This is a genomic window from Arcobacter venerupis (genome assembly GCF_013201665.1).
Classification (GTDB): Bacteria; Campylobacterota; Campylobacteria; order Campylobacterales; family Arcobacteraceae; genus Aliarcobacter; species Aliarcobacter venerupis.
In genome coordinates, this window is sequence record NZ_CP053840.1 from 1,365,729 (window position 1) to 1,391,283 (window position 25,555).

General features: G+C 28.7%; 22 protein-coding genes. 19 read left to right on the top strand and 3 right to left on the bottom strand.

Going from position 1 to position 25,555, the window contains the following annotated elements; genetic code table 11:
• Positions 1–6 precede the first annotated feature (6 nt).
• Positions 7–363 carry an HIT family protein gene (locus AVENP_RS06760; RefSeq protein ID WP_430385359.1) on the bottom strand — a complete coding sequence of 119 codons (357 nt, stop codon included), beginning with the start codon at positions 361–363 and terminating at the stop codon, positions 7–9.
• Positions 364–627: 264 nt separating this feature from the next.
• Between AVENP_RS06760 and rpmJ the strand changes: the two genes are divergently transcribed.
• The 11 genes from rpmJ to AVENP_RS06815 all read left to right on the top strand — a co-directional run bounded on the left by rpmJ (position 628) and on the right by AVENP_RS06815 (position 8,295).
• Positions 628–741, top strand: a complete 114-nt coding sequence (rpmJ, locus tag AVENP_RS06765) for a 50S ribosomal protein L36 (RefSeq protein ID WP_014474483.1) — start codon at positions 628–630, stop codon at positions 739–741.
• A gap of 5 nt (positions 742–746) precedes the next feature.
• Positions 747–1,115: a 30S ribosomal protein S13 gene (gene rpsM, locus AVENP_RS06770; RefSeq protein WP_128358804.1), complete on the top strand. Its 369-nt coding sequence runs from the start codon at positions 747–749 to the stop codon at positions 1,113–1,115.
• A gap of 10 nt (positions 1,116–1,125) precedes the next feature.
• Positions 1,126–1,518 carry a 30S ribosomal protein S11 gene (gene rpsK / locus AVENP_RS06775; protein WP_108558572.1) on the top strand — a complete coding sequence of 131 codons (393 nt, stop codon included), beginning with the start codon at positions 1,126–1,128 and terminating at the stop codon, positions 1,516–1,518.
• 10 nt (positions 1,519–1,528) lie between these two features.
• Positions 1,529–2,155, top strand: coding sequence for a 30S ribosomal protein S4 (gene rpsD, locus AVENP_RS06780; RefSeq protein ID WP_128358805.1), 627 nt, complete (start codon positions 1,529–1,531; stop codon positions 2,153–2,155).
• A gap of 17 nt (positions 2,156–2,172) precedes the next feature.
• Positions 2,173–3,171, top strand: a complete 999-nt coding sequence (locus AVENP_RS06785; protein WP_128358806.1) for a DNA-directed RNA polymerase subunit alpha — start codon at positions 2,173–2,175, stop codon at positions 3,169–3,171.
• Positions 3,172–3,184: 13 nt separating this feature from the next.
• Positions 3,185–3,535: a 50S ribosomal protein L17 gene (gene rplQ, locus AVENP_RS06790; protein ID WP_128358807.1), complete on the top strand. Its 351-nt coding sequence runs from the start codon at positions 3,185–3,187 to the stop codon at positions 3,533–3,535.
• Between the two features lie 170 nt (positions 3,536–3,705).
• Positions 3,706–5,067, top strand: a complete 1,362-nt coding sequence (gene gatA, locus AVENP_RS06795; protein WP_172664243.1) for an Asp-tRNA(Asn)/Glu-tRNA(Gln) amidotransferase subunit GatA — start codon at positions 3,706–3,708, stop codon at positions 5,065–5,067.
• Between the two features lie 23 nt (positions 5,068–5,090).
• Complete coding sequence (guaB, locus tag AVENP_RS06800) at positions 5,091–6,536, top strand: IMP dehydrogenase (RefSeq protein ID WP_128358808.1); 1,446 nt, start codon at positions 5,091–5,093, stop codon at positions 6,534–6,536.
• Between the two features lie 217 nt (positions 6,537–6,753).
• Positions 6,754–7,512, top strand: a complete 759-nt coding sequence (locus tag AVENP_RS06805) for a hypothetical protein (protein ID WP_128358809.1) — start codon at positions 6,754–6,756, stop codon at positions 7,510–7,512.
• 46 nt (positions 7,513–7,558) lie between these two features.
• Positions 7,559–7,807, top strand: coding sequence for a GIY-YIG nuclease family protein (locus AVENP_RS06810; RefSeq protein ID WP_128358810.1), 249 nt, complete (start codon positions 7,559–7,561; stop codon positions 7,805–7,807).
• A 233-nt stretch (positions 7,808–8,040) separates the two neighbouring features.
• A complete protein-coding gene (locus AVENP_RS06815; RefSeq protein ID WP_128358811.1) occupies positions 8,041–8,295 on the top strand; it encodes a hypothetical protein in 255 nt (84 codons plus the stop codon).
• 32 nt (positions 8,296–8,327) lie between these two features.
• Here the strand turns inward: AVENP_RS06815 and AVENP_RS06820 are convergent, their stop codons facing one another.
• Positions 8,328–8,747, bottom strand: a complete 420-nt coding sequence (locus tag AVENP_RS06820) for an FKBP-type peptidyl-prolyl cis-trans isomerase (protein ID WP_128358812.1) — start codon at positions 8,745–8,747, stop codon at positions 8,328–8,330.
• 129 nt (positions 8,748–8,876) lie between these two features.
• Between AVENP_RS06820 and AVENP_RS06825 the strand changes: the two genes are divergently transcribed.
• The 3 genes from AVENP_RS06825 to AVENP_RS06835 are packed head-to-tail and all read left to right on the top strand — an operon-like array spanning position 8,877 to position 11,487.
• Entirely contained in the window at positions 8,877–9,878 is a 1,002-nt protein-coding gene (locus AVENP_RS06825; RefSeq protein ID WP_128358813.1) for an adenosine deaminase, read from the top strand.
• A complete protein-coding gene (gene mmuM, locus AVENP_RS06830) occupies positions 9,878–10,810 on the top strand; it encodes a homocysteine S-methyltransferase (protein WP_128358814.1) in 933 nt (310 codons plus the stop codon). Before AVENP_RS06825 ends, mmuM begins: the two co-directional genes overlap by 1 nt.
• 44 nt (positions 10,811–10,854) lie before the next feature.
• Complete coding sequence (locus tag AVENP_RS06835; protein WP_128358815.1) at positions 10,855–11,487, top strand: LysE family translocator; 633 nt, start codon at positions 10,855–10,857, stop codon at positions 11,485–11,487.
• A gap of 11 nt (positions 11,488–11,498) precedes the next feature.
• On the opposite strand, the gene AVENP_RS06840 is transcribed toward AVENP_RS06835, so the two are convergent.
• Positions 11,499–11,993, bottom strand: coding sequence for a type II toxin-antitoxin system antitoxin SocA domain-containing protein (locus AVENP_RS06840; protein ID WP_128358816.1), 495 nt, complete (start codon positions 11,991–11,993; stop codon positions 11,499–11,501).
• A gap of 170 nt (positions 11,994–12,163) precedes the next feature.
• On the opposite strand from AVENP_RS06840, the gene AVENP_RS06845 reads away from it, so the two are divergent.
• From AVENP_RS06845 to AVENP_RS06865, 5 genes are read left to right on the top strand one after another with little or no spacing between them, the layout of a single operon-like run.
• Positions 12,164–13,615 carry a TolC family protein gene (locus tag AVENP_RS06845; RefSeq protein ID WP_128358817.1) on the top strand — a complete coding sequence of 484 codons (1,452 nt, stop codon included), beginning with the start codon at positions 12,164–12,166 and terminating at the stop codon, positions 13,613–13,615.
• 10 nt (positions 13,616–13,625) lie between these two features.
• Positions 13,626–14,345 (top strand): efflux RND transporter periplasmic adaptor subunit, encoded by a 720-nt coding sequence (locus AVENP_RS06850; protein WP_128358818.1) that lies wholly within the window; start codon positions 13,626–13,628, stop codon positions 14,343–14,345.
• Positions 14,346–14,360: 15 nt separating this feature from the next.
• On the top strand, positions 14,361–22,076 hold the full coding sequence (locus AVENP_RS06855) for a putative Ig domain-containing protein (RefSeq protein WP_172664244.1): 7,716 nt from the start codon (positions 14,361–14,363) through the stop codon (positions 22,074–22,076).
• A 15-nt stretch (positions 22,077–22,091) separates the two neighbouring features.
• Positions 22,092–23,438, top strand: coding sequence for an efflux RND transporter periplasmic adaptor subunit (locus AVENP_RS06860; protein WP_128358643.1), 1,347 nt, complete (start codon positions 22,092–22,094; stop codon positions 23,436–23,438).
• Positions 23,438–25,555 carry a site-2 protease family protein gene (locus tag AVENP_RS06865; protein WP_128358642.1) on the top strand — a complete coding sequence of 706 codons (2,118 nt, stop codon included), beginning with the start codon at positions 23,438–23,440 and terminating at the stop codon, positions 25,553–25,555. The genes AVENP_RS06860 and AVENP_RS06865 overlap by 1 nt, the downstream gene beginning before the upstream one ends.

Here is a 25,555-nt window from a genome sequence, read left to right on the forward strand (position 1 = left end):
AAGCTTTTAGAGCTTCTTTTTTAGATTTTGATAAAATTCTTCAAAAGAGGGTAAATCTAAATTTGCTTCTCTTTGTTTTTTACCCCACATTGGTTCTGGGAAATATGAATCTTCTTCAAATCTTGCCATTATGTGAAAATGTACATGAGGAACATAATTTCCAAAAGAGGCAATATTTATTTTTTTAGGATTGAAATAATCTAACATCTCTTTTTCAATAATATCAAGATACTTAAATATTTCTTGTTTAGTTTGGCTATTACATTGCGAAAATTCTTTTATATCTTCTATAGTAAATATTTTAAGCCATGGAATTTCAGAACTTTCCACTTCAATTTTTATTAAATCATTTTTATAAATTATAGACAAAATTAATCCTTTTAATAATCATTTTTTTGGAATATTACAATAATTATAATTAAATTAGATATCTATAGTATATTCAACTAGCTTTAAGTAAAAATTAATTATAATCCAACTCCATTTTTTCAACCATCGAGGAAGTTTTTGTAAAATATTTACTATTTTATAAAGGGTTGGTAAAAGCTGAAAAATAAAATATATTTATTTTTTAAGGCTTTTTCCTGTTGAAAGTGGAAACAACACAAAAAAAGAGGAGACAGACTTATGAAAGTAAGAGCTTCAGTAAAGAAAATGTGTGATAAATGTAAGGTTATCAAAAGAAGAGGTGTCGTAAGAGTAATCTGCGAAAACAAAAAACATAAACAGAGACAAGGATAAGGCACATGGCAAGAATCGCAGGTGTTGATTTACCAAATAAAAAGAGAATGGAATATGCGTTAACGTATATCTTCGGAATCGGATTACATAACTCTAGATTAATTTTAGATGCTGTTGGAATTGATTACAATAAAAGAGCTTTCGAATTAACAGAAGACGAAGCAGCAATTATCAGAAAAGAAATCCAAGACAACTATTTAGTTGAGGGTGATTTAAGAAAAAAAGTTGCTATGGATATTAAAGCTTTAATGGATTTAGGTTCATATAGAGGGTTAAGACATAGAAAAGGTTTACCTTGTAGAGGGCAAAAGACTAAAACTAATGCTAGAACAAGAAAAGGTAAAAAGAAAACTGTTGGTGCAGCAACTAAATAAGGGATTGTAGATGGCAAAAAGAAAAGTTACTAGAAAAAAAATTGTAAGAAAAAATATTGCTGACGGTATCGTACATATTGCTGCAAGTTTTAATAATACAATGGTTACAGTTACAGATAATGCAGGAAACGCAATCGCATGGTCAAGTGCTGGAAACTTAGGATTCAAAGGTTCTAAAAAATCAACTCCATTTGCTGCTCAAGCAGCTGTTGAAGATGCAATGGCAAAAGCAATGGAACATGGAATCAAAAATGTTGGAATTAAAATTCAAGGACCAGGTTCAGGTAGAGATACAGCTGTTAAAGCAGTTGGAGCTATGGATGGAGTTAGAGTTACTTGGTTAAAAGATGTTACACCATTACCACACAATGGTTGTAGACCTCCTAAAAGAAGAAGAGTGTAAGGAGTAAATAATGGCAAGATATAGAGGACCAGTAGAAAAAATCGAAAGAAGACTTGATGCGGATCTTGGACTTAAAGGTGAGAGAAGATTATCAGGTAAAAGTGCTTTAGAAAAAAGACCATTTGCTCCAGGACAACATGGACAAAGAAGAGCTAAAATTTCTGAGTATGGTTTACAATTAAGAGAAAAGCAAAAAGCTAAATTTATGTATGGTGTTTCTGAAAAACAATTTAGAAAATACTTTACTGAAGCTGCTAGAAGAGAAGGTAATACAGGGGCTAACCTTATTACATTAATTGAACAAAGATTAGACAATGTTGTATTTAGAATGGGATTTGCTACAACTAGAGCAAATGCTAGACAATTTACAACTCATGGACATGTTTTAGTTGACGGGAAAAAAGTTGATATCCCTTCATTTTTAGTAAAACCTGGACAAAAAATTGAAATTAAAGAAAAATCAAAAGCTAATCCTCAAGTTGTAAGAGCATTAGAATTAACTAATCAAACTGGAATGGTTGATTGGGTTAATGTTGATAAAGACAAAGTATTTGGAATTTTCACAAGAATCCCAGCTAGAGAAGAAGTTGTTATCCCTGTTGAAGAGAGATTAATCGTAGAGTTATATTCTAAATAATAAGTAAAAGGTAGTTAATGAAAAAATTTGCAGAAACACCGTTTTTACCAACTGAAGTTGAAATAGAGGCTATCAGTGATAATGAAGCTAAAATATCAGCATATCCATTTGAAGATGGTTTTGCAATTACTTTAGCACACCCTTTAAGAAGACTTTTATTAAGTTCTTCAGTTGGTTATGCACCAATTGCAGTAAAAATAGAAGGTGCTTCACATGAGTTTGACTCATTAAGAGGTATGTTAGAAGATATAGCTATTTTTGTTATAAATTTAAAGAATATTAAGTTTAAAATAAATGGTGATAAAGAACAAGTTGTAGTTGAGTATTCTTTCAATGGACCAAGAGAAATTAAAGGTGAAGACCTTATTAACTCTGATGTTGAAATTGTGTCAAAAGATGCTCACTTAGCAACAATTAATAGTGATTGTAATTTAACTTTCTCTGTAATTATTCAAAGAGGTATAGGATATATGCCTTCAGAAGATATTAGAGATATTGTTGGAGCTGATTATATTCCTATTGATGCTTTTTTTACACCAGTTAAAAAAGTGGTTTATGATATTGAAAAAATGTTAGTTGAAGATAATCCTAACTTTGAAAAAGCTGTATTTACAATACAAACTAATGGACAAATTTCTCCAATTACTGCTTTTAAAGAAGCTGTATCAGTTATGTATGCACAAATGTCAGTTTTTAACAAAGTTTTTGATTTATCTGAAGTAACTGTAAGTGAAAGTGGTGAAGAGCCATTAGAACTTAAAGAATTAGTTATCAAAATTGATGATTTAAATTTAAGTGCTAGAAGTTTTAACTCTTTAGATAGAGCTGGACTTAAATTCTTAGGTGAATTAGTACTTATGAGTGAAGTTGAAGTTAAAAATATTAAAAATCTTGGGAAAAAATCTTATGATGAAATCGCAGAGAAATTAGAATCTCTAGGTTACCCAGTTGAAAATACACTTCCAGAAAATGTTGCTTCTGCATTAAGAAGAAAATTAGAGCAACTAAAAGCATAATTAAGGGTTTAATATGAGACATAAGCATGGATATAGAAAGTTAAGTAGAACTTCTTCTCATAGAAAAGCATTGTTAAAAAATATGGCAATTGCTATCATCGAAAGAGAAAAAATCGAAACAACTGTACCTAAAGCAAAAGAATTAAAAAGATATATTGAAAAATTAGTAACTGTTGCAAGAGTTGCTGATTTAAATACACATAGATATGTATTTGCTGCTTTACAAAGTAAAGAAGCTACAAAAAAATTAATTAACGAAATTGCACCAAAATACGAAGGTAGAAATGGTGGATATACTTCAATAATTAAAACAAGAATTAGAAGAGGTGATGCTACACCAATGGCATTCATTTCATTCGTATAGTAGAAATTTTACTATATTTCTAAGGGATAGAAGATTTTCTTCTATCCCTTTTTTTATTAGTAAAATAATAAAAAATAACTTTTTCAAAACCTCTTTTATAACCTAATTTTAATCATTTATTAGATACAATCCAGCGTAATACTACAACTGTAGAATCATAGGAGAACCGATTGATAACACTAAAAGAAGCACTAACTTTAGCTAGTGATGATATAAAAAAACTAAGAGATGATTTAACTTCAAAAATAAAACAAAACAATATAGGTGCTTATGTTGAGCAACTAACTTCAACAGATATTTCACAATCTGGAATGGGTATCCCAATTGCAATAAAAGATAATATAAATGTTAAGAATTGGGAAATTACTTGTTCTAGTAATATTTTAAAAGGTTATATCTCACCATATAATGCAACTGTAATTAATAATTTAGAAAAAGCTGGTTTATGCGCATTTGGTAGAACAAATATGGATGAATTTGCAATGGGAAGTTCAACTGAATCTTCTTGTTATGGAAAAACACTAAATCCAATTGATAATGAAAAAGTTCCAGGGGGAAGTTCAGGTGGTTCAGCAGCTGCTGTTGCTGCTGGAATTGCAATTGCTGCTCTTGGAACAGATACAGGTGGAAGTATTAGGCAACCTGCTGCTTATTGTGGTGTTGTTGGAATGAAACCAACTTATGGAAGAGTTTCTAGATATGGAATTACTGCTTATTCTTCATCACTAGATCAATGTGGACCAATTACACAAAATGTTGAAGATGCGGCTATTTTATATGACATTATTTCAGGATATGATCCAATGGATTCAACTTCTGCAAATGTTGAATATGAAGCAGTAACTCCAAAACTTAATGCAAATAAAAAATTAACAATAGCAGTAATTGATAACTTTGTATCACAAGCTAGTCCAGCAATTCAAAAAGGTTTTGAAAAAGCAGTGATTGCTTTAGAAAAAGCTGGACATAAAATAATTCATAAAAATATGTTAGACACCGATAAAATTGTATCAACTTACTATATTGTTGCAACCGCTGAAGCATCTGCAAATCTTGCTAGATTTGATGGTGTTAGATTTGGAAATAGAAAAGGTGATGCTGGACTTAAAGATATGTATGTTCAAACAAAATCACAAGGTTTTGGAGAAGAAGTACAAAAAAGAATTATGTTAGGTTCTTTTGTATTAAGTTCAGGATATTATGATGCATATTATATAAAAGCTCAAAAAGTTAGGCATTTAATTAAAGATGAATATTCTGCTATTTTTGCTGAAGCTGATTTGATTTTATCTCCAGTTGCTCCAACAACTGCTCCAAAATTTGGTTCATTTAAAACTTCTTTAGAGATGTATTTAAGTGATATTTACACAATTTCAATAAATCTTGCAGGACTTCCTGCTATTTCATTACCAGTTGATAAAGATGAAGATGGAATGCCAGTTGGTCTTCAATTCATTGCAAAGGCTTATGATGAACAAACACTATTTGACGGGGCTTTATCTTTAGAAAAAGCAATAAATTATAATAAATAATAAATATTAATTAGGATTAAAAAATGAGAATTAAAAAAAGAGCTTTAACATTCGATGATGTTTTACTAGTACCAGCTAAATCAGAAGTTTTACCAAGAGATGTTTGTATTAAAACAAAACTTACAAAAAAAATTGAATTAAATATTCCTTTTGTTTCAGCAGCTATGGATACAGTAACTGAATATGAAGCAGCAATTGCAATGGCAAGACTTGGAGGAATTGGAATTATTCATAAAAATATGGATATTGAAACTCAAGCATTACAATGTAAAAAAGTTAAAAAATCAGAATCAGGAATGATTATTGATCCAATTACAATTAAACCATCTCAAACACTTCAAGATGCTGAAGATATCATGGCTTCTTATAAAATTTCTGGTGTTCCAGTTGTTGATGATAATGGTATTTTAGTTGGAATTTTAACAAATAGAGATATGAGATTTACAAAAGATTTTACTCAAAAAGCTGTTGATAAAATGACAGTTATGCCTTTAGTAACTGCTAAAGAAGGAACTACATTAGATGAAGCTGCTGATGTTATGCATGCAAATAAAATTGAAAAATTACCAATTGTTGATTCTAATAATAAATTAATTGGTTTAATTACAATTAAAGATATTAACAAAAAAAGAGAATACCCAAATGCAAATAAAGATGAATTTGGAAGATTAAGAGTTGGAGCTGCAATTGGTGTTGGTCAATTAGACAGAGCAAGAGCATTAGTTGCTGTTGGTGTTGACGTTTTAGTTTTAGATTCAGCACATGGTCACTCAAAAGGTATCTTAGATACTGTAAAAGCAATCAAAGCTGAAATGGATGTTCAAATTATTGCTGGAAATGTTGCAACTGCTGAAGCTACTGCTGATTTAATTGCTTGTGGAGCTGATGCTGTTAAAGTTGGGATTGGGCCTGGAAGTATTTGTACAACAAGAATTGTTGCAGGTGTTGGTGTTCCTCAAATTTCTGCTATTGATGAATGTGCAGCTGAGGGTGCAAAAACTGGAACTCCAATCATCGCTGATGGTGGAATTAAATATTCAGGTGATGTTGCAAAAGCATTAGCTGTTGGAGCAAGTTCTGTAATGATGGGAAGTGCATTAGCTGGAACTGAAGAGTCTCCTGGTGAAGTTGTATTATTCCAAGGAAGAAAATTTAAAACATATAGAGGAATGGGTTCAATTGGAGCTATGACTAAAGGAAGTACAGATAGATATTTCCAAGAGGGAACAGCTGCTGATAAACTTGTACCAGAAGGAATTGAGGGAAGAGTAGCATTTAGAGGAAGTATTGCAGATATTATTCACCAAATGGTTGGAGGATTAAGATCTTCAATGGGTTATTTAGGAAGCAAAGATATTCCAACATTCCAAGAAAGAGCAGAGTTTGTAGAAATTACAAGTGCAGGATTAAGAGAATCTCATGTACATGATGTTACAATTACAAACGAAGCACCAAACTACCACATCTAAAAAGTGATGTTATAAACATCATCTTTTCGCCTTACTCCGCGTTGAATCTTGAATTTTAATGCTCACGTACTAATTGTACGCTCCGCTTAAAATCCAAGCTTCGCCTTGATTAAAACAAAAATCTAATATTTCTAACATCACTTCTAAATGTTCAAGATTTATTAAAATTGTGGTATAAATTTTATATAATTGACATACTTACTACATAGGAAAGTTTATGATTTCAGAACATCCAGTTTTTATTTCACCTGAAAATAAAGAACAAGTAATTTGGAGATATTTAGATTTTACAAAACTTGTTAGTTTATTAGAAAGTTCAGAGTTATTTTTTACAAGAGCAGATAAATTTGAAGATCAATTTGAAGGTTCTTTGCCTAAACCCCTTGTTTATGGACGAAATATTTGGGTTAAGAATATGGTTGAACAAGGAAAATTAAGTCAAGAATATTTAGATTTTAATATTCTATCTGATAGCACAAAAAATGCCAAAATTGAAAAAGTAATAAATTGCTGGCATATGAATGATTATGAATCTGCAGCAATGTGGAAATTATATTTAAAATCAAATGAAGGTATAGCAATTAAATCTACATATTCTAGACTTTATTCAGCATTAAGTAGTTCAGAATTTGATATAAATATTGGTAAAATAAAATATATTGATTATGAAAATGATATTTTCCCTTTAGATAATGGATTTTATCCATTTGTACATAAACGAAAAAGTTTTGAACACGAACAAGAATTAAGAGCTCTAATATGGTTGAAATCTGCACATAATAATAAATTAATTGAAAATATAGATGTATTATATGGAATTAATATTGAAGTAGATTTAAATATATTAATTGAAAGTATATATGTTAGTCCAAATTCTCCAAAATGGATTTATGATTTAATAGTTTCTATAATAAAAAGATATAAGTTAAATAAAAATGTTTATCAGTCGAAGATAAATGAGTCTCCAATATATTAATAAATCCTCAATATCAATATAGCACTCAAAAACACAAGGAACAGCCATGTCATATTTTGTATACATCCTAGAATGTAATGATGGAAGTTTATATACTGGTATTACTACTGATATAACAAAACGTTTAGATGAGCATAATACAAAAACTTGTGGTGCAAAATATACAAAATCTAGACGACCTGTAAAACTATTATATGATGAGCCATCATCTGACAGAAGTAGTGCCTCAAAGCGTGAATATGAAATTAAAAAACTTACAAGATTAAAGAAACTTGAATTAATAGATAATCTTTGATATATAAAAAGAAACAAAATGAACAATAAAAACATACCATTTCAAACTTCTAATTGAAGTAATATCCCAAAAACAGAACATAAAGTTGAAACTTGTTTTATTTATTGCTAGACAATTCAGTTTGATGGGTTGAGAATTAGAGTTAAAAAAATACCAACTTAATGATACATATAAACATCAAATGACTAATTTGATATTATTATAATAGTGATATTGAGTGAAAGGAAAATTATATGATTAAAGATAAAATAATAGAATATTATAAATTATTAAAAGTAAAAAGAATTGATACATTATTAATACAAATAGGAATACTTGGTGTTATTATTGGTTTATTTTTTGATGTACTAATAATAAATCAAATATTTGTATGGCCAATTTTATTTGGTGTTTGTATTAAGTTATATGATTTTACTGAAAAAATTGAGAGAAATATAGTTCCTTATGATTTTAATAAATTATTGCCACCACCAAAAAAGAACAAATAGGATAATTAATAGATAAAAGATTTTTCTTTTATCTATTTTATACTTTTAATAATAACTTTAAAATCCAAATCACATCCAGCTAAGGGATGATTATAATCAATTGTTACATCTTCTTTTGTTACATCAATTACTGTGGCTCTTACTGTTTCATTATTCTCATCTTCTGCTTCTATTGTCATTCCAATTTCTAAATCCATTCCCTCAAAATCTTCGATTGGAACAATTTGCGTTAATGTTTCATCATATTCTCCATAGGCTTCAATTGCTGGAACATTTATGTCTAAAGTTTCACCTTCGTTCATATCTATAATTCTGCTTTCTAAACCTGAGATTATTTGTCCTGAACCATAACTAAAACTGATTGCTTCTTTATTTAAATTACTATCAATTATTTCATTTTGAACTTTTAATTCATAAAACATTTCTACTATTTGATTATTTTTTATTGCCATTTTAATCCTTCTTTTGTTAGCTTTACTATATCAAAAGAAAATTATATAAAACTAAAATGATACTAATAAAAGCCTTTGTGATTAAATTGTATAATCATTTTTTAAAATGATTAAAGGACTATAAAAAATATGAAAGAATTTATAAAAAAATTACCAAAGGCAGAACTTCATATTCATATCGAGGGTGCACTTGAACCTGATTTAATGTTTAGACTTGCTACAAAAAACAATATAAAAATACCCTATCAAACTATTGAAGAGGTAAAAGCCGCATATAACTTCACAAATCTTCAATCTTTTTTAGACATCTATTATGCAGGTGCAAATGTACTTATCACTAAAAATGATTTTTATGATATGACTTGGGCATATATTTTAAAATGTGTGGAAAACAATATCATTCACACTGAAATATTTTTTGATCCACAAACTCATACTTCAAGGGGAATTTCTTTTGATACAGTTATTTTGGGTATTAGTGAGGCTTTAAAAGATGCAAAAGAGAAGTATTCAATTACTTCAAATATTATCATGTGTTTTTTAAGACATTTAAGTCAAGAAGAGGCTTTTAAAACTTTTGAAGAGTGTTTGTCTCACAAAGATAAAATTATAGGAATTGGACTTGATTCTTCAGAACTTGGTCATCCACCCTCAAAATTTAAAGAGGTATTTCAAAAAGCTAAAGAAGAGGGTTTTAAACTTGTTGCTCATGCAGGTGAAGAGGCTGATTACTCTTATATTTATGAAGCTTTGGATTTATTAGATATTCAAAGAATTGATCATGGAGTGCAAGCTATTAATTCAGCTGATTTAATGCAAAGACTAAAAGATGAGCAAATTCCTTTAACAGTTTGTCCAAACTCAAATATTGAGTTAAAGGTTTTTGATAATTACAAACAACACAATATTAAAAAACTTTTAGATTATGGATTAAATGTAACAGTAAATTCAGATGATCCTGCATATTTCAAAGGTTATTTAAATGATAATTTTATAAATTTATGTGAAAATATAGACTTAACAAAAGAAGATATTATAAAACTTATAAGAAATTCTTTCAACTCTTCTTTTATTTCACAAGAATTTAAAAATGAGTACATAAATAAATTAAATAATATAGGACAAAATTAATGAGTAAAATCAAAGAGATATTAAAAAATCAAAAAGTTCTAATAATAGATGGAGCAACAGGAACTGAGTTAGAAAGAAAAGGTTATGATATAAATGACTCCCTTTGGTCAGCAAAATTTTTGATTGAAAATCCAAAGGCTATTTATGAAGTTCATAAAGATTATTTAGAAGCTGGAAGTGATTGTATTACAACTTTGAGTTATCAAGCAACTTTTGAGGGTTTTGAAAAAAAAGGATTGACGCAATCACAAGCAAAAGAGCTTTTACAATCTTCTGTAAAATTGGCAATTCAAGCAAGAGATGAGTTTTGGGCAAATAATGAGTCAATAAATAGAATAAAACCTCTTGTAGCTGCTTCTGTTGGTCCTTATGGCGCATATTTAGCGGATGGTTCAGAGTTTAGAGGAAATTATGGTTTAAGTGAAGATGAACTTGTGAATTTTCATAGAAAAAGAATGCAGGCTTTAATTGAAGCAAAACCTGATTTATTAGCTTGTGAAACAGTTCCTTGTTTAATTGAAGCAAAAGCTTATGTAAAATTACTTGAAGAGTTTCCTTCAACTCAAGCGTGGATTAGTTTTAGTGCGAAAGATGGAAATCATATCAATAGCGGTGAGAGTATAAAAGAGTGTGCAAAATTTTTAGATGACAAAGAGCAAATCGTTGCTATTGGTATAAATTGTACTGCACCTCAATATATTGAGTCTTTAATTGAGCAAATTAAAGAAGTTTCAACAAAACCAATTATTGTTTATCCAAATGGTGGAGCAGCTTACGATGGAGCTACAAAAACTTGGAGTACACAAGCTAATACAAAAGATTATGGGAAAATGGCTTTTATGTGGTATGAAAAAGGTGCTAGTGTTATTGGAGGATGTTGTCAAACAACACCAAATGATATAGAACAAATTGCTTCTTGGGTTAGAAAATAGTAATAAATTTTTAAGTAATGATAATTTAAGAATAAGGTTAAAGTATGAATATTGACACTTTTTTAATATATTCAGTAATTGCATTTTTTTATGTTTTAAGTCCTGGACCAGCAGTTTTATTAGCTATTGTAAATGGTATGAGAACTGATATGAAAACAGTTGCAATATCTTCTTTCGCTAATGTTCTGGGTTTAGCTATTTTATCAACTGCTTCAATTTTAGGTCTTGGAGTATTGATTTTAACTTCGGCTACACTTTTTCTTATAGTAAAAGTTGCAGGTGCTTTTTATCTTATATATTTAGGGATAAAATTCTTAAGAAATAAAGGAATTTTAAATATTGAAGATATTGAAAAGAATGTAAAACAAAAAAGTAAAAGAGCATACTTCTTTGAATCATTTTTTGTAGCAGTAACAAATCCAAAACCAATTATATTTTTTACTGCTATATTTCCACAATTTTTAGATTTACATAAAGCTATCGCACCTCAATTTTTTATTATGACTGGTGAGTTTATATTTTTCTCATTTTTTGGACTTTGCACTTATGCTTTTTTATCTAAAAAATCAAAAGCTTTGTTAAAAGATGAAAAAAGAATGTATTGGTTTAATAAGTTTACAGGTGGGTTATTTATATTTTTAGGAATAGGTTTATTAAGATTAAAAAATCAAGCCTAAAAGGGGAGTTATTATAAAATAACTTCACCTTTTGGAGTTTTTCTTACTTCATCTATTTTAAAACATTCATTTGCAATATTTCTAGGAGATGTTTCTTGATATTGACTTACTATTTTATGAATAGTTTTTATTTCATCTTTATCAAATATTGATTCATCAAACTCTTCTTCCATTTTTATAAAATTTAGTTCAATAAATTTCTCTTTTTCAACAACTTCAATATCTAAATAATCCAATAACTCTTGCATTAAAAAGATTCGTTCATCATCTTCTTCTAAATCCTCTTCATTTGCAACAATATCAAAAAGTTCACTAATAATCACAGGTTCAGGATGTCTTGCACCTTTTATATATGAATCGTTGAAAATCTTTTTTCCACAATATTTTTGATGATTAAAATCCATTAAAAAAAGCATAATTGCTACTTTCTTATCATTTAAATTTTTTACTTGTTTATGTAACATATATAAAATTACATTTGCTACTTTTGTCATGTCAATATTCAACTATTTTCCTTTTTTAATCTTATTTCGAAGTATAGTATATATAAAATAAATATCTATTTTAATTTGATATTTTGTTCTTTATGTATTTTCTATTTTTTTTATAAATTATTAAATGATTTTCTAATAGCATGATATAATATGAAAATTAAACAAAAACAAGGGCGTAGAATATGATAAAAAAAGTATCAAAAATTGTAGTTTTGTCTGTTGTAACATCTTTTTTAATTACAGGTTGTTCTGTGTCTCCACAACCTATGTTAAATGAGGATGTAAAAGAGCAAGTAAAGAATGATTTATCTATTTTAAGTGAAGTAGTTCAACCAGTAACTAAACCTATTTCTTTAGATGAAGCAATACAAAGAGGGCTTAATCATAATTTACAGAAAAAAGTAAAAATATTACAAAGTGCATTATCTCAACAACAATTAGATTTAGTGTATTATGATATGTTACCAAGTTTAACAGCAGCAGCTGGATACTCAGAAAGAAACAATTATGCAGCAACTCAAAGTGCTTCATTTACAAATGGTGAGCCTCAACCTTTAGGTAATTCTTATTCAATTTCTCAAGATAAAGATAGAGTTACTAGTGACATAACATTTAGTTGGAATATTTTAGATTTTGGATTGTCTTACGTAAGAGCTCAACAACAATCTGATAAATTTTTAATTGCAAAAGAAGAAGAAAAGAAAGTAGAACATAACTTAACTCAAGAGATAAGAAAATCATACTATCAAGCCGTTTCTTCACAAGATTTATTAAAAAGAATACAACCAATGATGCTTGAAGTTAAGCAAGCATTAGATGATTCAAAACAAATACAAAATGAAAGAGTGTCAAAAACTCCTATGGAAGCATTATCATACCAAAGAGAGTTATTAGATATATTAAGATCATTACATTCTTTAGAAAGTAGTTTAATTTCTGCAAAAATTGAATTAGCTGAATTAATGGGATTGAAGCCAGGAATAGCATTTGAGTTGGCTGATAAAGTTGAAAAAGATTATGTGATTCCAGAATTTAAAATGAATCTTGATGAAATGGAAAAAATTGCTTTAGAAAATAGACCAGAAGTAACACAAAGTAGATATCAAGAACGAATCTCTGAAAAAGAAATAACAGCTGCAAAACTTAAAATGTTACCGGGTATTAATTTAAGTACGTCGTTATCTTATGAAAATAGTGATTATATGTTAAATAATGATTGGTACTCTTATGGAGCGAATGTTTCTTGGAATTTACTAAATGTCTTTAAAGGTAATGAACTTAATAAATTGGCGAAAACTCAAGTTGAAATTGCGAAAGAACAAAAATTAGCTCTTTCAATGGCTGTATTATCTCAAGTACATTTATCAATTGTAAAATTTAATCAAGCTAAAAAAGAGTACTTACTTTCAAAAGATTATTTAAATGTAGCTGATGATATTTATAAACTTACGGAAATTGAAACAAATCTAAATGTAAACAATAGATTAGTATTAATAAAAGAAAAACTGAATGATATTCTTGCAACATTAAGATATTCTTCGTCATATGCAAATGTACAGAATAGTTATGGAAGAATTTTTGCTTCTTTAGGTATTGATGAAAAAAATATTGAAAAAACTGAAGTGAAAAAATAAGGGTTATAAAATGAGAAAATTTCTAAGTTTTGTATTATTCGTATCAACTTTATATGCAAATGAAAATCCAACTGCCCGAGCGGTAATTGTTTCACTTGATAGAACAACTCTTTCAAGTGAAATTGCAGGAGAAATAATTGAACTATCTAAACAAGAAGGGGATTCATTTAAAAAAGGCGAATCTTTGATAAAAATTGATTGTTCAATATATAAAGCTCAAAAAAGAAAAATTGAAGTTGAAAAGAATATTGCAAACTTAGAACTTGAAAAAAATAAAAAATTAGATAGTTATGGTTCAATTGGAACTTTTGAAATACAAATTTCTCAAGAAAACTATTACAAACAACAAGCAGAAAATGAGATTGCTGCCATTAATGTATCAAGATGTGATATAAAAGCTCCATTTGATGGAAGGATTGCATCAAAAAAAGTATCAAAATTTCAAAGTATTAAACCTCAAGATGAACTTTTAGAAATTATTAGCATAGATAATCTTGAAGCAAAAGTTGTAGTGCCTTCTTCTTGGCTTGTTTGGCTAAAAAAAGGTATAGAATTTAATTTGAGTATTGATGAAACAAAAACAGTAGTAAAAGCTCAAATTGTACAAATAGATTCAATTGTAGATCCAACAAGTCAATCTATTACAATTAGAGCAAAATTATTAAAACCATTTGAAAATATTATTCCAGGTATGAGTGCAACGGCTGACTTTTACCAACAAAACAACTAATATCAAGGACATAAAATGAAAAGAAAAAATTTAAAAAAACCAATGATTAGTGCCTTAGAACAAAGAATTCTTTTTGATGGGGCAGCTGTTGCTACAGCTGTGGATGTTCTTGATAATAGTAGCTTTTCAACAACATCTTCTTCTGATTCAACTAGTAAAAATGATGTAACAAATAATAATGCAGAAAATAGTGTGCATGAAGTACAAGCAGTTCAAGGGTTTGAAAAAGATAGAAAAGAAGTGGCTTTTGTAGATATTACTGTAAAAGATTATCAAACTTTAGTTGATGGTATAGGAGCTGGTGTTGAAACATATCTTGTTAGTTCCTTTGATGAAATAAACTCAATACTTCAAAACCAAAAAGATATTGATGCAATACATATTTTATCACATGGAAGTACAGGAGAGATAACAGTAGGGAATGATGTATTAAATAAAGAAAGCTTGAATAATTTTAATGAAGTACTTCAAAGTATGAAGAATTCATTAACACAAGAAGGAGATATATTATTATATGGATGTAATATAGCAAATGATGGAAGCGGGCAAGAGTTTATAGACACAATTTCAACTTTAACACAAGCAGATGTAGCAGCATCAGATGATTCAACTGGTTCAAGTGCTCTTGGTGGAGATTGGGATTTAGAAAAGAGTAATGGTTTTATTGATACAAATACCATTAGTGTAACAGATTATAATGATATTCTTAGTTTATCTGTTGTTGTAGAACATGGAAATACAGTTGAAACATATGATAATATTAGTTCAGGAGTAGCCCATTTAACAAGTGGAGGGAATGCTGTTGCTTATTTGGTTCAAACAAGTGGAGATATGAATGTTGATGGGTATTCAGGATATAGCGGGATTATTCAAGTTACAGATAGTAGTACTACTGTAATTAAATCTATAGATATGACTGAACACTTATCAGATAATTCCAATTTTATTAGTGATATGTCTATAACATCCTTGAAAAATGGAGGTTTTGTAGTTGTATGGACAGAAGGAAATGCCTCTGATTTTACTCTAAATAAGTATTATGAAATCTTTGATAATAACGGTAATCAAGTTGGAAGTAATCCTTTTAATTTATTAACTGCAACAGATGGTGGAAATATTAAGGTTACATCATTGACTAATGGAGGTTTTGCTGTTGCTTTTTTAAATGGACAAACAGGTATTGTAAAAACTTATGAATATAATTCTGGAAGTTTTACTGCCAATAGTGAATCAATTTTTATTGAAAATGTAAATGATGTTTTAGGAGCTAATGCTGGAGATTCTACTACTCCAACAACATATGGTCCTGATGCATCAGATGTTAGAAGATTATTTGCTCTGGGTTCTCTTTCAATTACAAATTTATCAGATGGTTCTTTCGTCGTTGCTTGTTCTACATACGATTGGGTAAATTCTTCTTATACACCTTTAGGGGATTTTATATATAAATTTAATGCTGATGGAACTAAATCCTCATTTAGTGGAGGAAGTGGTCAATATTGGGAGAGAGTTAATTGGAATCCTGGACAGACTAATAATATTACAGCTTTAACTTCATTTGATGGAGGTTTTGCATCTTTAAATAAAGGTAATAATGGAGAATGGCAAATAACAGTTTATAATAATGATGGTTCTTTAACTACAACAAATAAACTTACTGATACGGTATATTATGGAGGAAATTATTATAATAAATATTATTATGCTGTAAATTTAGGGGCAATTACATCAAATTTAAGTAATTTATATGGTAATCAAAATACTTATGCAAATGATTTTCAAGTTGATTTAGAATTTGATGGTACGAATTTAGTTGCTATTTTGCCTAATGATACTGGTGGTCTTAGTATCGCTAATATTTCCACAACAACAGGTAATTTAATAGGTTCAATTACTACATTAAGTGATATTCCAGTTCCCTCAGGTAAAAATATTACAAATCCACATTATTTAACTACCTCTAGTGGCTTTTCTTTATTATATGATGTACAAAGTACAAATACCGTAACAATCAATGACCCAGGGGGAGATTGGGATGCAACTTATGTATTATCTGATGTTTATCAATATGATTTATTGACATTTTCTCCTCCAGATACAATTGCCCCAACATTCGATGTAACACCAGCAACATCAAATGTAACAGCAACAACAGTAGATTTAAGTGCAAGTTTAGATGAAGCAGGAAAAATTTATTATGTTGTAGTACCTGATGGTTCAACTGCTCCAAGTCTAGCTCAAATACTTGCAGGTCAAGATTCATCTGGTTCAGCTGCTTTAAAATCAGGAAATAGTGATGTAGCAACAATGCCATTTACAGGAACATATAATATTACAGGGCTTAGTGCAAATACAGCTTATGATATTTATGTAATTGGACAAGATGATGAGGGAACTCCAAATGTTATGACAACAGCTACTAAAGTTGATGTTACAACACCTCATGCACTTATTACTTTTGAGTCGGGAAATGGTGTATTATCATCGGATAATAGTATTAGTATGACTTATTCACATACTGGAACATCAACTACTTTTACAATAACTGCAAAAGATACTAGTGATCAACAAGGACATCTTAAATATGGTTCTTTAGTGGGAGATCCTTCTGGACACATAGGTAGTGAATCTATATATGCCATAAATGAAGGGAAAGCTAATTCAATTACATTTAGTGTAGAAAATGGTAAAACCTTTGATTTAATATCATTTTATTTAAGTAATCAAAATGGTGATGGTGATGAAACTTTTACTATCACAACAAATAAAGGTGGTTCTACAACGGGAATTTCTGGGGCAAATATTAGTTTGGATAGTGATAAAATTACTTTGCCATCAACAGCTTTATTTCAAGGAATTACTTCATTTACAATTACAGCACCATCAGGTGGTGCATACATGGAAATTGATGATATTGTATTACAAAATATAATGGTAGTTGGCCCAACAGTAAACCCAGCAATAGGAACATATACAGATACAAGTGCAAATGATACATTTGCAAATACAACAGGAACTATAAGCGCAATACCATCAAGTGGTTTAATTACAGGTTATGGAATAAGTGGTGGAATAACAGGTGGAAATAGTGATGTTGAAGGAACAACTTACGATGTATCAAAAGCTGGAACTTATGGAACACTGTATGTAAATAGTACAACAGGAGTTTATGTATATGAACCTACAAGTGATAGTGTGATAAATGCTACATCTACAACTGTAACTGATACGTTTACAATTCAAGCAACAGATTCAAATGGTACAGGAAATGGAACTTTAACAATCACAATAAATGGGGTAAATGATACGCCAGAATTAACAACACCGACAAGTGCAAGTTATACAGATACAAGTGCATATAATACTTTTACAAATACAATAGGAACTTTAAGTGCAAGTGATAGAGATAGTAATACAACATTAACTTATGGAATAAGTACAGGAATAACAGGAGGTTCTACAAATGTTGGAGGAACTATTTATGATATTTTAAAAGTAGGAAATTATGGAATATTATATGTAAAATCAAGTGATGGAAGTTATGTATATGTTCCAAGTGCAAATGCTATAAATGCTTTAACTTCAAACGCAACTGATACATTTACAGTAAGCACGAGTGATGGAAACGCAAGTGATACACAAACATTTACAGTGAATATTACAGGTTTAAATGATACACCAACTGCTAATGGGAATAGAATTACAATAAATGAAGATACAACAACATTATTAAGTGCAAATGATTTTAACTTTAGTGATATAGATACAGGTAGTGAATTATCAACCATTAAAATAACTTCATTAGAAACGGCAGGTATGTTAGAGTATTATGATGGAGCATCATGGATTGATGTAACATTAAATCAAGAGATAACAAAGACAGATATAGATGCAAATAAATTAAGATTTACTCCTTTTTTAAATGCAAATGGTGAAGATAGTGCATCATTTAATTTTAAAGTAAGTGACGGAACAGTTTATTCAGATAGTGCTTATACAATAATATATGACGTTACTGCTGTGAATGATACTCCAACAGTAGTAAATGAAATAGTTAATCAAAATGCAAGTATATCAAATGCCTTTAGTTTCACAGTTCCATCAAATAGTTTTGTAGATGTTGATACAAGTGATACTTTGGCATATACAGCACAACTTGTAGATAGTAATGGAAATTTAGTAAGTGGTGGAACTCTTCCATCATGGTTAACATTTACAGCAGGAACAAGAACATTTAGTGGAACACCAGCAATAGGTGATGTGGGGACTATTTATGTAAAAGTTACAGCAACAGATAATGGAACAGGAAATTTAAATGTTTCAGATATATTTACAATAACAACAAATAGTGGACCAACTGTAAGTGCAGTAACAGATACATACACAGATACAAGTGTAAATGATACATTTACAAATAAAACTGGAACTATAGGTGCAACAGCATCAAGTGGAACAATCACAGGATATGGAATAAGTACAGGAACAACTGGTGGAAGTGATACTATAGGTTCTGTAACTTATGATGTATCAAAAGTAGGGACTTATGGAACATTGTATGTAAATAGTACAACAGGAGCTTATGTATATGAACCAACAAGTGATAGTGTAATAAATGCAACATCTACAACTGTAACAGATGTATTTACAATTCAAGCTACTGATGGTTCAGGTACAACTGATAATAGTTTAACAATTACAATAAATGGGGTAAATGATACGCCAGAATTAACAACACCGACAAGTGCAAGTTATACTGATACAAGTGCATATAATACTTTTACTAATACAACAGGAACTTTAAGTGCAAGTGATAGAGATAGTAATACAACATTAACTTATGGAATAAGTACAGGAATAACAGGAGGTTCTACAAATGTTGGAGGAACTATTTATGATATTTCAAAAGTAGGAAATTATGGAATATTATATGTAAAATCAAGTGATGGAAGTTATGTATATGTTCCAAGTGCAAATGCTATAAATGCTTTAACTTCAAACGCAACTGATACATTTACAGTAAGCACGAGTGATGGAAACGCAAGTGATACACAAACATTTACAGTGAATATTACAGGGACAAATGATAAACCAACAGCTAATGGAACTAGAATAGTTATAAATGAAGATACATCAACAGTGTTGAGTGCAAGTGATTTTGGATTCGCAGATGTAGATACAGGAAGTTTATTATCAAAAGTTCAAATTACAAATTTAGTAAATAATGCAGATGGAGTATTAGAATATAAAAATGGAGAAGATTGGATATCTGTAATAGAAAATCAGGAAATAACTAAATCAGATATAGATACAGGAAGACTAAGATTTAATCCAACAGAAAATGCAAATGGAGAAGATAGTGCATCATTTCAGTTTAAAGTTAGTGATGGGACATTTTATTCAGATAGTGCATATACTATAATTTATGATATTACATCTGTAAATGACGCACCAACACTTGATAATATAATAGCTGACCAAAATGCAAGTGTATCAAATGCCTTTAGTTTCACAGTTCCATCAAATAGTTTTGTAGATGTTGATATAAATGATACATTAACATATTCAGCACAACTTGTAGATAGTAATGGAAATTTAGTAAGTGGTGGAACTCTTCCATCATGGTTAACATTTACAGCAGGAACAAGAACATTTAGTGGAACACCAGCAATAGGAGATGTGGGAACTATTTATGTAAAAGTTACAGCAACAGATAATGGAACAGGAAATTTAAATGTTTCAGATATATTTACAATAACAACAAATAGTGGCCCAACAGTAAGTGCAGTAACAGATACATACACAGATACAAGTGTAAATGATACATTTACAAATAAAACTGGAACTATAGGTGCAACAGCATCAAGTGGAACAATCACAGGATATGGAATAAGTACAGGAACAACTGGTGGAAGTGATACTATAGGTTCTGTAACTTATGATGTATCAAAAGTAGGGACTTATGGAATATTGTATGTAAAAAGTTCTACAGGTGATTATGTATATGTACCAACAAGTGATAGTGTAATAAATGCAACATCTACAACTGTAACAGATGTATTTACAATCCAAGCTACTGATGGTTCAGGTACAACTGATAATAGTTTAACAATCACAATAAATGGGGTAAATGATACGCCTACTGTAGTAAATATGATTGAAAATCAAACTGTAACACAAAATAGTATATATAATTTTCAATTTTCATCAAATATATTTTCAGATGCTGACTCAGGAGATATACAAACTTATACAGCTCAATTAGTTGATAGTAATGGGAATTTAATTAATGGAGGAACATTACCTGCGTGGTTAACTTTTACATCGGGAACGAGAACTTTTAGTGGAATACCAACTAATGATGATATAGGAATTCTAAATGTAAAAGTTACTGCAATAGATGGTTCAAATGAAATTGTAAGTAATACTTTTTCTTTAACTGTAGTTAATGTAAATGATGCTCCAACGGGAAATGTGATAATAAGTGGAACACTAAAACAAGGTGAAACATTAACAGCTTCAAATACAATAGCTGATGTGGATGGATTAGGAACAATAAGCTACCAATGGTATGCAGATGGTCTTCTAATTAATGGTGCTACTAATTCAACATATGTATTAACTCAAAATGAAGTAGATAAAGTAATAACTGTAAAAGCTAACTATACAGATGCACAAAGTACAAATGAAATAGTAACAAGTAGTGCAACAACTTCAATAGTAAATGTAAATGATGCACCAACAGTATCCTCAGAAAATATAGATGTAACAGTTCCTTTTGGAAATGATTATATAAAAAATATATCTACATTATTTAATGATATAGATAATTCAGATACTTTCACTTTTGAAGCTATAAATTTACCATCAGGATTATCAATAGATCCTATTACAGGGATAATTTCAGGTAAACCAACACTATCAGGTAATTTTATTATTATAATAAAAGGAACAGACTCAGGAACTCCGGCTTTAAGTGTTAGTAGAACATATAATATGTTAGTTTTAGCTCCTGCTCAAATTATAGTAGATGCACCTACAACAAATACAGCTACAGAAAATAATACAATTCCAACTGAAAGTAATACAAATTTATCTTTAAATATTTTTACAGATACTACAAATTTGGGAGTATTAAATAATAGTAAAAATGAAGGTAATATTGATAATCCAGGAGAAGGTTTCATAAGTAGTAGTAATCCTCAAGATAATCCATCTCAAAATACAACAGAAATTCCAACTCAGACTAATATCCAAACTGATAATGGAAAAGGAATAATACAATCAAATGTGGATTTAAATGTATCTACAAATGGACAAATATCATTTAATCAAGGTAATCAAGACTCTTTTTCTATTGTTGGAATAACTATAGAAGATATTAAAGTTGAAAATGGTAATTTGGAAATTAAAGTAGTAGATACAAATCTTTCTCAAAATTTTATTGTTACTCAATCTGATGGAACATCACTACCAACTGGATTATCTTTTGATCCAAAAACAGGAAGTATTTCAGGTACAATTCCTGAAAATTTAGAGAAACTAGAAATAAGTATTAAATCTGTAAATACGGATGGAACAACAAAAATTCTAAATTTAAAATTAGATTTAAAACAATTAAAACAAAAAACTCAAGCTGAAGCAGAAAGTTTTATAGGATTGAAAGAACAAATAGCTTTAGAAAATCAAAAAAATGATGGCTATGGTTCTTATCTTACAAAACTATTTGCATAAAGGGAAATATAAAATTTGGAATCAAATATATCAAAACTTCTACAGTTAGAACATAACTGTAGAAATTGTGAAAGTCTAAAAGAGCTCTATTTTCAAATAGTGAATGAAACAAGAGGCCTTGTGAATTATTCACAAGGGATTTTATTAACTACAGATTTAAGAGAAAAATATAAAGTTGTGGCAATTTCAGATATTTCAGTTGTTGATTCAACTTCACCTTATATTCAATGGCTTGAAGATGTTGTAGATGATTTAAATAAAAATGAGAAATCAAAAGATATTTTCATAGTCGATATAAAAAAAGATTTAAATGAGGTGAATTTTAAATCTCTTTCTGACTTTGCACCATCAAATATAGTTTATATTCCTTTGAAAAATTTAAAAGAAAATATAGAAACTAATTATATTTTTGTTCTATTTAAAGAAGAAAACTGGATAGAAAATGATATTTTAATATTAAAACATCTATCTTTTTCCTTATCATATTTTTTATTTGCTATGAGAAGTTGTGGGATTCTTCAATCTTTAAAAAAAATCTCATTAAAAAATAAATACTTTAAAATTGTAGTTATTATTTTATTTGCTTTGATGTTTTTACCTGTTAGATTGTCAGTTCTAGCTCCACTTGAAGTTGAAGCAAAAAATCCTTATGTTGTTTCTTCACCTCTAAATGCTGTTATTGAAGAGGTAAAAGTTTTTCCAAATGATAAAATCACAAAAGAGCAACTTCTAGTAAAGTTTGATGATGTTGATTTTAATAATAATTACTTAGTTGCTAAGAGAACTTTAGATGTTGCAAATGCAGAACTTTTTAGTACAAAACAAAGTAGTTTTTTTGATCCAAAACAAAAAAGTCAAATCTCACAACTTGAGAATCAAGTAAAACTAAAAGAGGCTGAACTCTCATATGCGAAAGAACAACTTGATAAAACAAAAATTTATGCAAAAGAAGAGGGTGTTGCAATTATTAATAATCCAAATGATTGGAAAGGGAAACCCGTATCAACAGGAGAGAGAATTTTTTTAATAGCAAAACCAGAAAATATAGAATTAAAAATTATGCTTCCAGTTAGTGATGCAATATTTTTAGAAGAAAATGCAATAGTAAAAGCCTTTTTTGATAATGATCCAACAAACTCATGGAATGCGAAAATAAAATATATTTCATATAAACCAGAACTTACAGAGCAAAATATTTTAAGTTATAAAATAACTGCAAATTTTGATGATATGCGAGAAAATGGCTATCTTCCTTCTATTGGTTTGAGAGGAACTGCGAAAATATATTCAAAAAAAGTAACTTTATTTTTTTATATATTTAGAAAACCAATAACTTCTGTTAGACAATGGATAGGTTGGTAATGCTTAAGGATCAACAAGAAATACTTTTACCAAAAATTAGAAATGATTTAAAATTAATAGAAACTTCAGTTGATGAAGATGGATCAAAAAGATGGCTTTTATTTGATTCAATACAAAATAAATATTTTAATATTGGACTTGATGCTTTTGAATTAATTTCAAATTGGCAAAGTGACATAGAAATTGAAGAATTCTTAAAAGTATTAGAAGCAAAAGATTATGATATTGATAAAGAGTCTTTGCAAACTTTTGTAGATTTCTTAATAAATAATAATTTGATTTTATGTGAAGATTCAAAATATACAGCAAGAATGATTAATATTCAAAAACAATCAAAACAAAATATCTTTAAATGGTTAATTCATAATTATTTATTTATTAGAATTCCTTTATTAAAACCTGATAAATGGTTAGACAAAAATAAAAATAGAATTGATCTTTTGTATTCAAAACTTTGGCAAAATATAGTTCTACTTTTAGGTTTTATAGGAGTTGTTTTTGTATTAAGAGATTGGGAAAATTTTATTTCTACTTTTATGTATTTATTTTCAAAAGAGGGATTTTTTTATTACTTTTTATCTTTAGTTTTTGTAAAAAGTTTTCATGAATTAGGTCATGCCTTCACTGCAAAAAGATTGGGTTGTAAAATTCCAACTATGGGTGTTGCCTTTTTAGTTTTATTTCCTGTTTTATATACAGATACTACAGATGCATGGAAGTTAAAATCAAAATATCAAAGATTGAAAATTGTAGTTGCAGGAATGAAAGTTGAACTTTATCTTGGTTTAATCGCAACTTTTTTATGGTCTTTTGCTCCTGATGGGATTTTTAAAAGTATTTTATTTATTATTGCAACTACAAGTTGGATTAGTTCATTACTTATAAATATTAGCCCATTCTTGCGATTTGATGGATATTATGCACTTTCAGATTTAACAGATAGTAAAAACTTACAACCAAGAGCATTTGCAATGGCTAGATGGTTTATTCGAAAAAATATTTTAGGTTTAGAAGAGATAAAACCTGAAATATTGACAAAACAAAAGGAGAGATTTTTCGTTATCTATGCAATCGGAACTTGGATTTATAGATTCTTTTTATTTTTAGGAATTGCTGTTTTAGTTTATCATTTTGCTTTTAAGATTTTAGGAATTATTCTATTTTTAGTTGAAATTTTATGGTTTGTACTTTTGCCAATTTATCGAGAATTAATGGTTTGGTGGAACAAAAAAGCTCAAGTAAAATTAAATCATAAAAATAAAATTTCATTATCAGTTTTTTTGTTTCTGTTACTTCTAATATTTATTCCTTGGAATAGTAGTATTAAAATGCCAGCAATAATAGAATCAAAGAACTATTTTGAATATTATCCAAATGAAGATGGATATATTGAAAAGGTATATTTTACAAGTGGAGAAAGTGTAAAAAAAGATCAATTACTTTTAACGATGAAATCTCCTGAAATAGAGTTTAAAATATCTCAAATAAAAAAAGAGATAGAACAAATTAATCTTGAAATAAATAAACAAGCAGGTTTTAAAGAAAATCTAAATAAAAGATTTATTTTAGAAGAGAATTTACAAAAAAAACAAAATGAATTAGATGGTTATGAAAAAGTTATTAAAAAATTTGAAATAAGAGCTAAATTTGATGGAAAAATATACTTTTCTGATGTATTCAAAGAGAATCAATGGATTAGTAAAAAAGAGCCAATTTTTGTTTTATATGACAATTTAGATTATAGAATTATTGCTTTTTGTAATGAAAATGATTTTAAATTATTAAAAGATAATAGTAATAGTAAATTTATTTTTAGTTCAGGTGATATAAAAGACATTCACTCAAAATTATCAACTATATCTAAAGTTTCTATCCCGTATTTAGAGTTTCCAGAATTATCTTCTGAATATGGTGGAAGTATAGCAACTAGAGAAGATAATAAAAAAATAAAAACAGAACAAGCTTATTATAAAATTTCTGTTGCTTTAGAAAAAAATAATTTAGATTTAAAAAGTAGAAAAGTAGGAGTTTTAGTTACAAATGGTGAATATTCAAGTTTTATTTCAAGAATCTTTAAAAAAGCAGTTTCTGTCATGATTCGAGAAAGTGAATTCTAA

What these genes read in the sequence shown, in the direction of transcription:
- rpmJ (WP_014474483.1), top strand. Translation starts at nt 628, where the DNA reads ATGAAAGTAAGAGCTTCAGTAAAGAAAATGTGTGATAAATGTAAGGTT.
- rpsM (WP_128358804.1), top strand. Translation starts at nt 747, where the DNA reads ATGGCAAGAATCGCAGGTGTTGATTTACCAAATAAAAAGAGAATGGAA.
- rpsK (WP_108558572.1), top strand. Translation starts at nt 1,126, where the DNA reads ATGGCAAAAAGAAAAGTTACTAGAAAAAAAATTGTAAGAAAAAATATT.
- rpsD (WP_128358805.1), top strand. Translation starts at nt 1,529, where the DNA reads ATGGCAAGATATAGAGGACCAGTAGAAAAAATCGAAAGAAGACTTGAT.
- AVENP_RS06785 (WP_128358806.1), top strand. Translation starts at nt 2,173, where the DNA reads ATGAAAAAATTTGCAGAAACACCGTTTTTACCAACTGAAGTTGAAATA.
- rplQ (WP_128358807.1), top strand. Translation starts at nt 3,185, where the DNA reads ATGAGACATAAGCATGGATATAGAAAGTTAAGTAGAACTTCTTCTCAT.
- guaB (WP_128358808.1), top strand. Translation starts at nt 5,091, where the DNA reads ATGAGAATTAAAAAAAGAGCTTTAACATTCGATGATGTTTTACTAGTA.
- AVENP_RS06805 (WP_128358809.1), top strand. Translation starts at nt 6,754, where the DNA reads ATGATTTCAGAACATCCAGTTTTTATTTCACCTGAAAATAAAGAACAA.
- AVENP_RS06810 (WP_128358810.1), top strand. Translation starts at nt 7,559, where the DNA reads ATGTCATATTTTGTATACATCCTAGAATGTAATGATGGAAGTTTATAT.
- AVENP_RS06815 (WP_128358811.1), top strand. Translation starts at nt 8,041, where the DNA reads ATGATTAAAGATAAAATAATAGAATATTATAAATTATTAAAAGTAAAA.
- AVENP_RS06820 (WP_128358812.1), bottom strand. Translation starts at nt 8,747, where the DNA reads ATGGCAATAAAAAATAATCAAATAGTAGAAATGTTTTATGAATTAAAA.
- AVENP_RS06825 (WP_128358813.1), top strand. Translation starts at nt 8,877, where the DNA reads ATGAAAGAATTTATAAAAAAATTACCAAAGGCAGAACTTCATATTCAT.
- mmuM (WP_128358814.1), top strand. Translation starts at nt 9,878, where the DNA reads ATGAGTAAAATCAAAGAGATATTAAAAAATCAAAAAGTTCTAATAATA.
- AVENP_RS06835 (WP_128358815.1), top strand. Translation starts at nt 10,855, where the DNA reads ATGAATATTGACACTTTTTTAATATATTCAGTAATTGCATTTTTTTAT.
- AVENP_RS06845 (WP_128358817.1), top strand. Translation starts at nt 12,164, where the DNA reads ATGATAAAAAAAGTATCAAAAATTGTAGTTTTGTCTGTTGTAACATCT.
- AVENP_RS06850 (WP_128358818.1), top strand. Translation starts at nt 13,626, where the DNA reads ATGAGAAAATTTCTAAGTTTTGTATTATTCGTATCAACTTTATATGCA.
- AVENP_RS06855 (WP_172664244.1), top strand. Translation starts at nt 14,361, where the DNA reads ATGAAAAGAAAAAATTTAAAAAAACCAATGATTAGTGCCTTAGAACAA.
- AVENP_RS06865 (WP_128358642.1), top strand. Translation starts at nt 23,438, where the DNA reads ATGCTTAAGGATCAACAAGAAATACTTTTACCAAAAATTAGAAATGAT.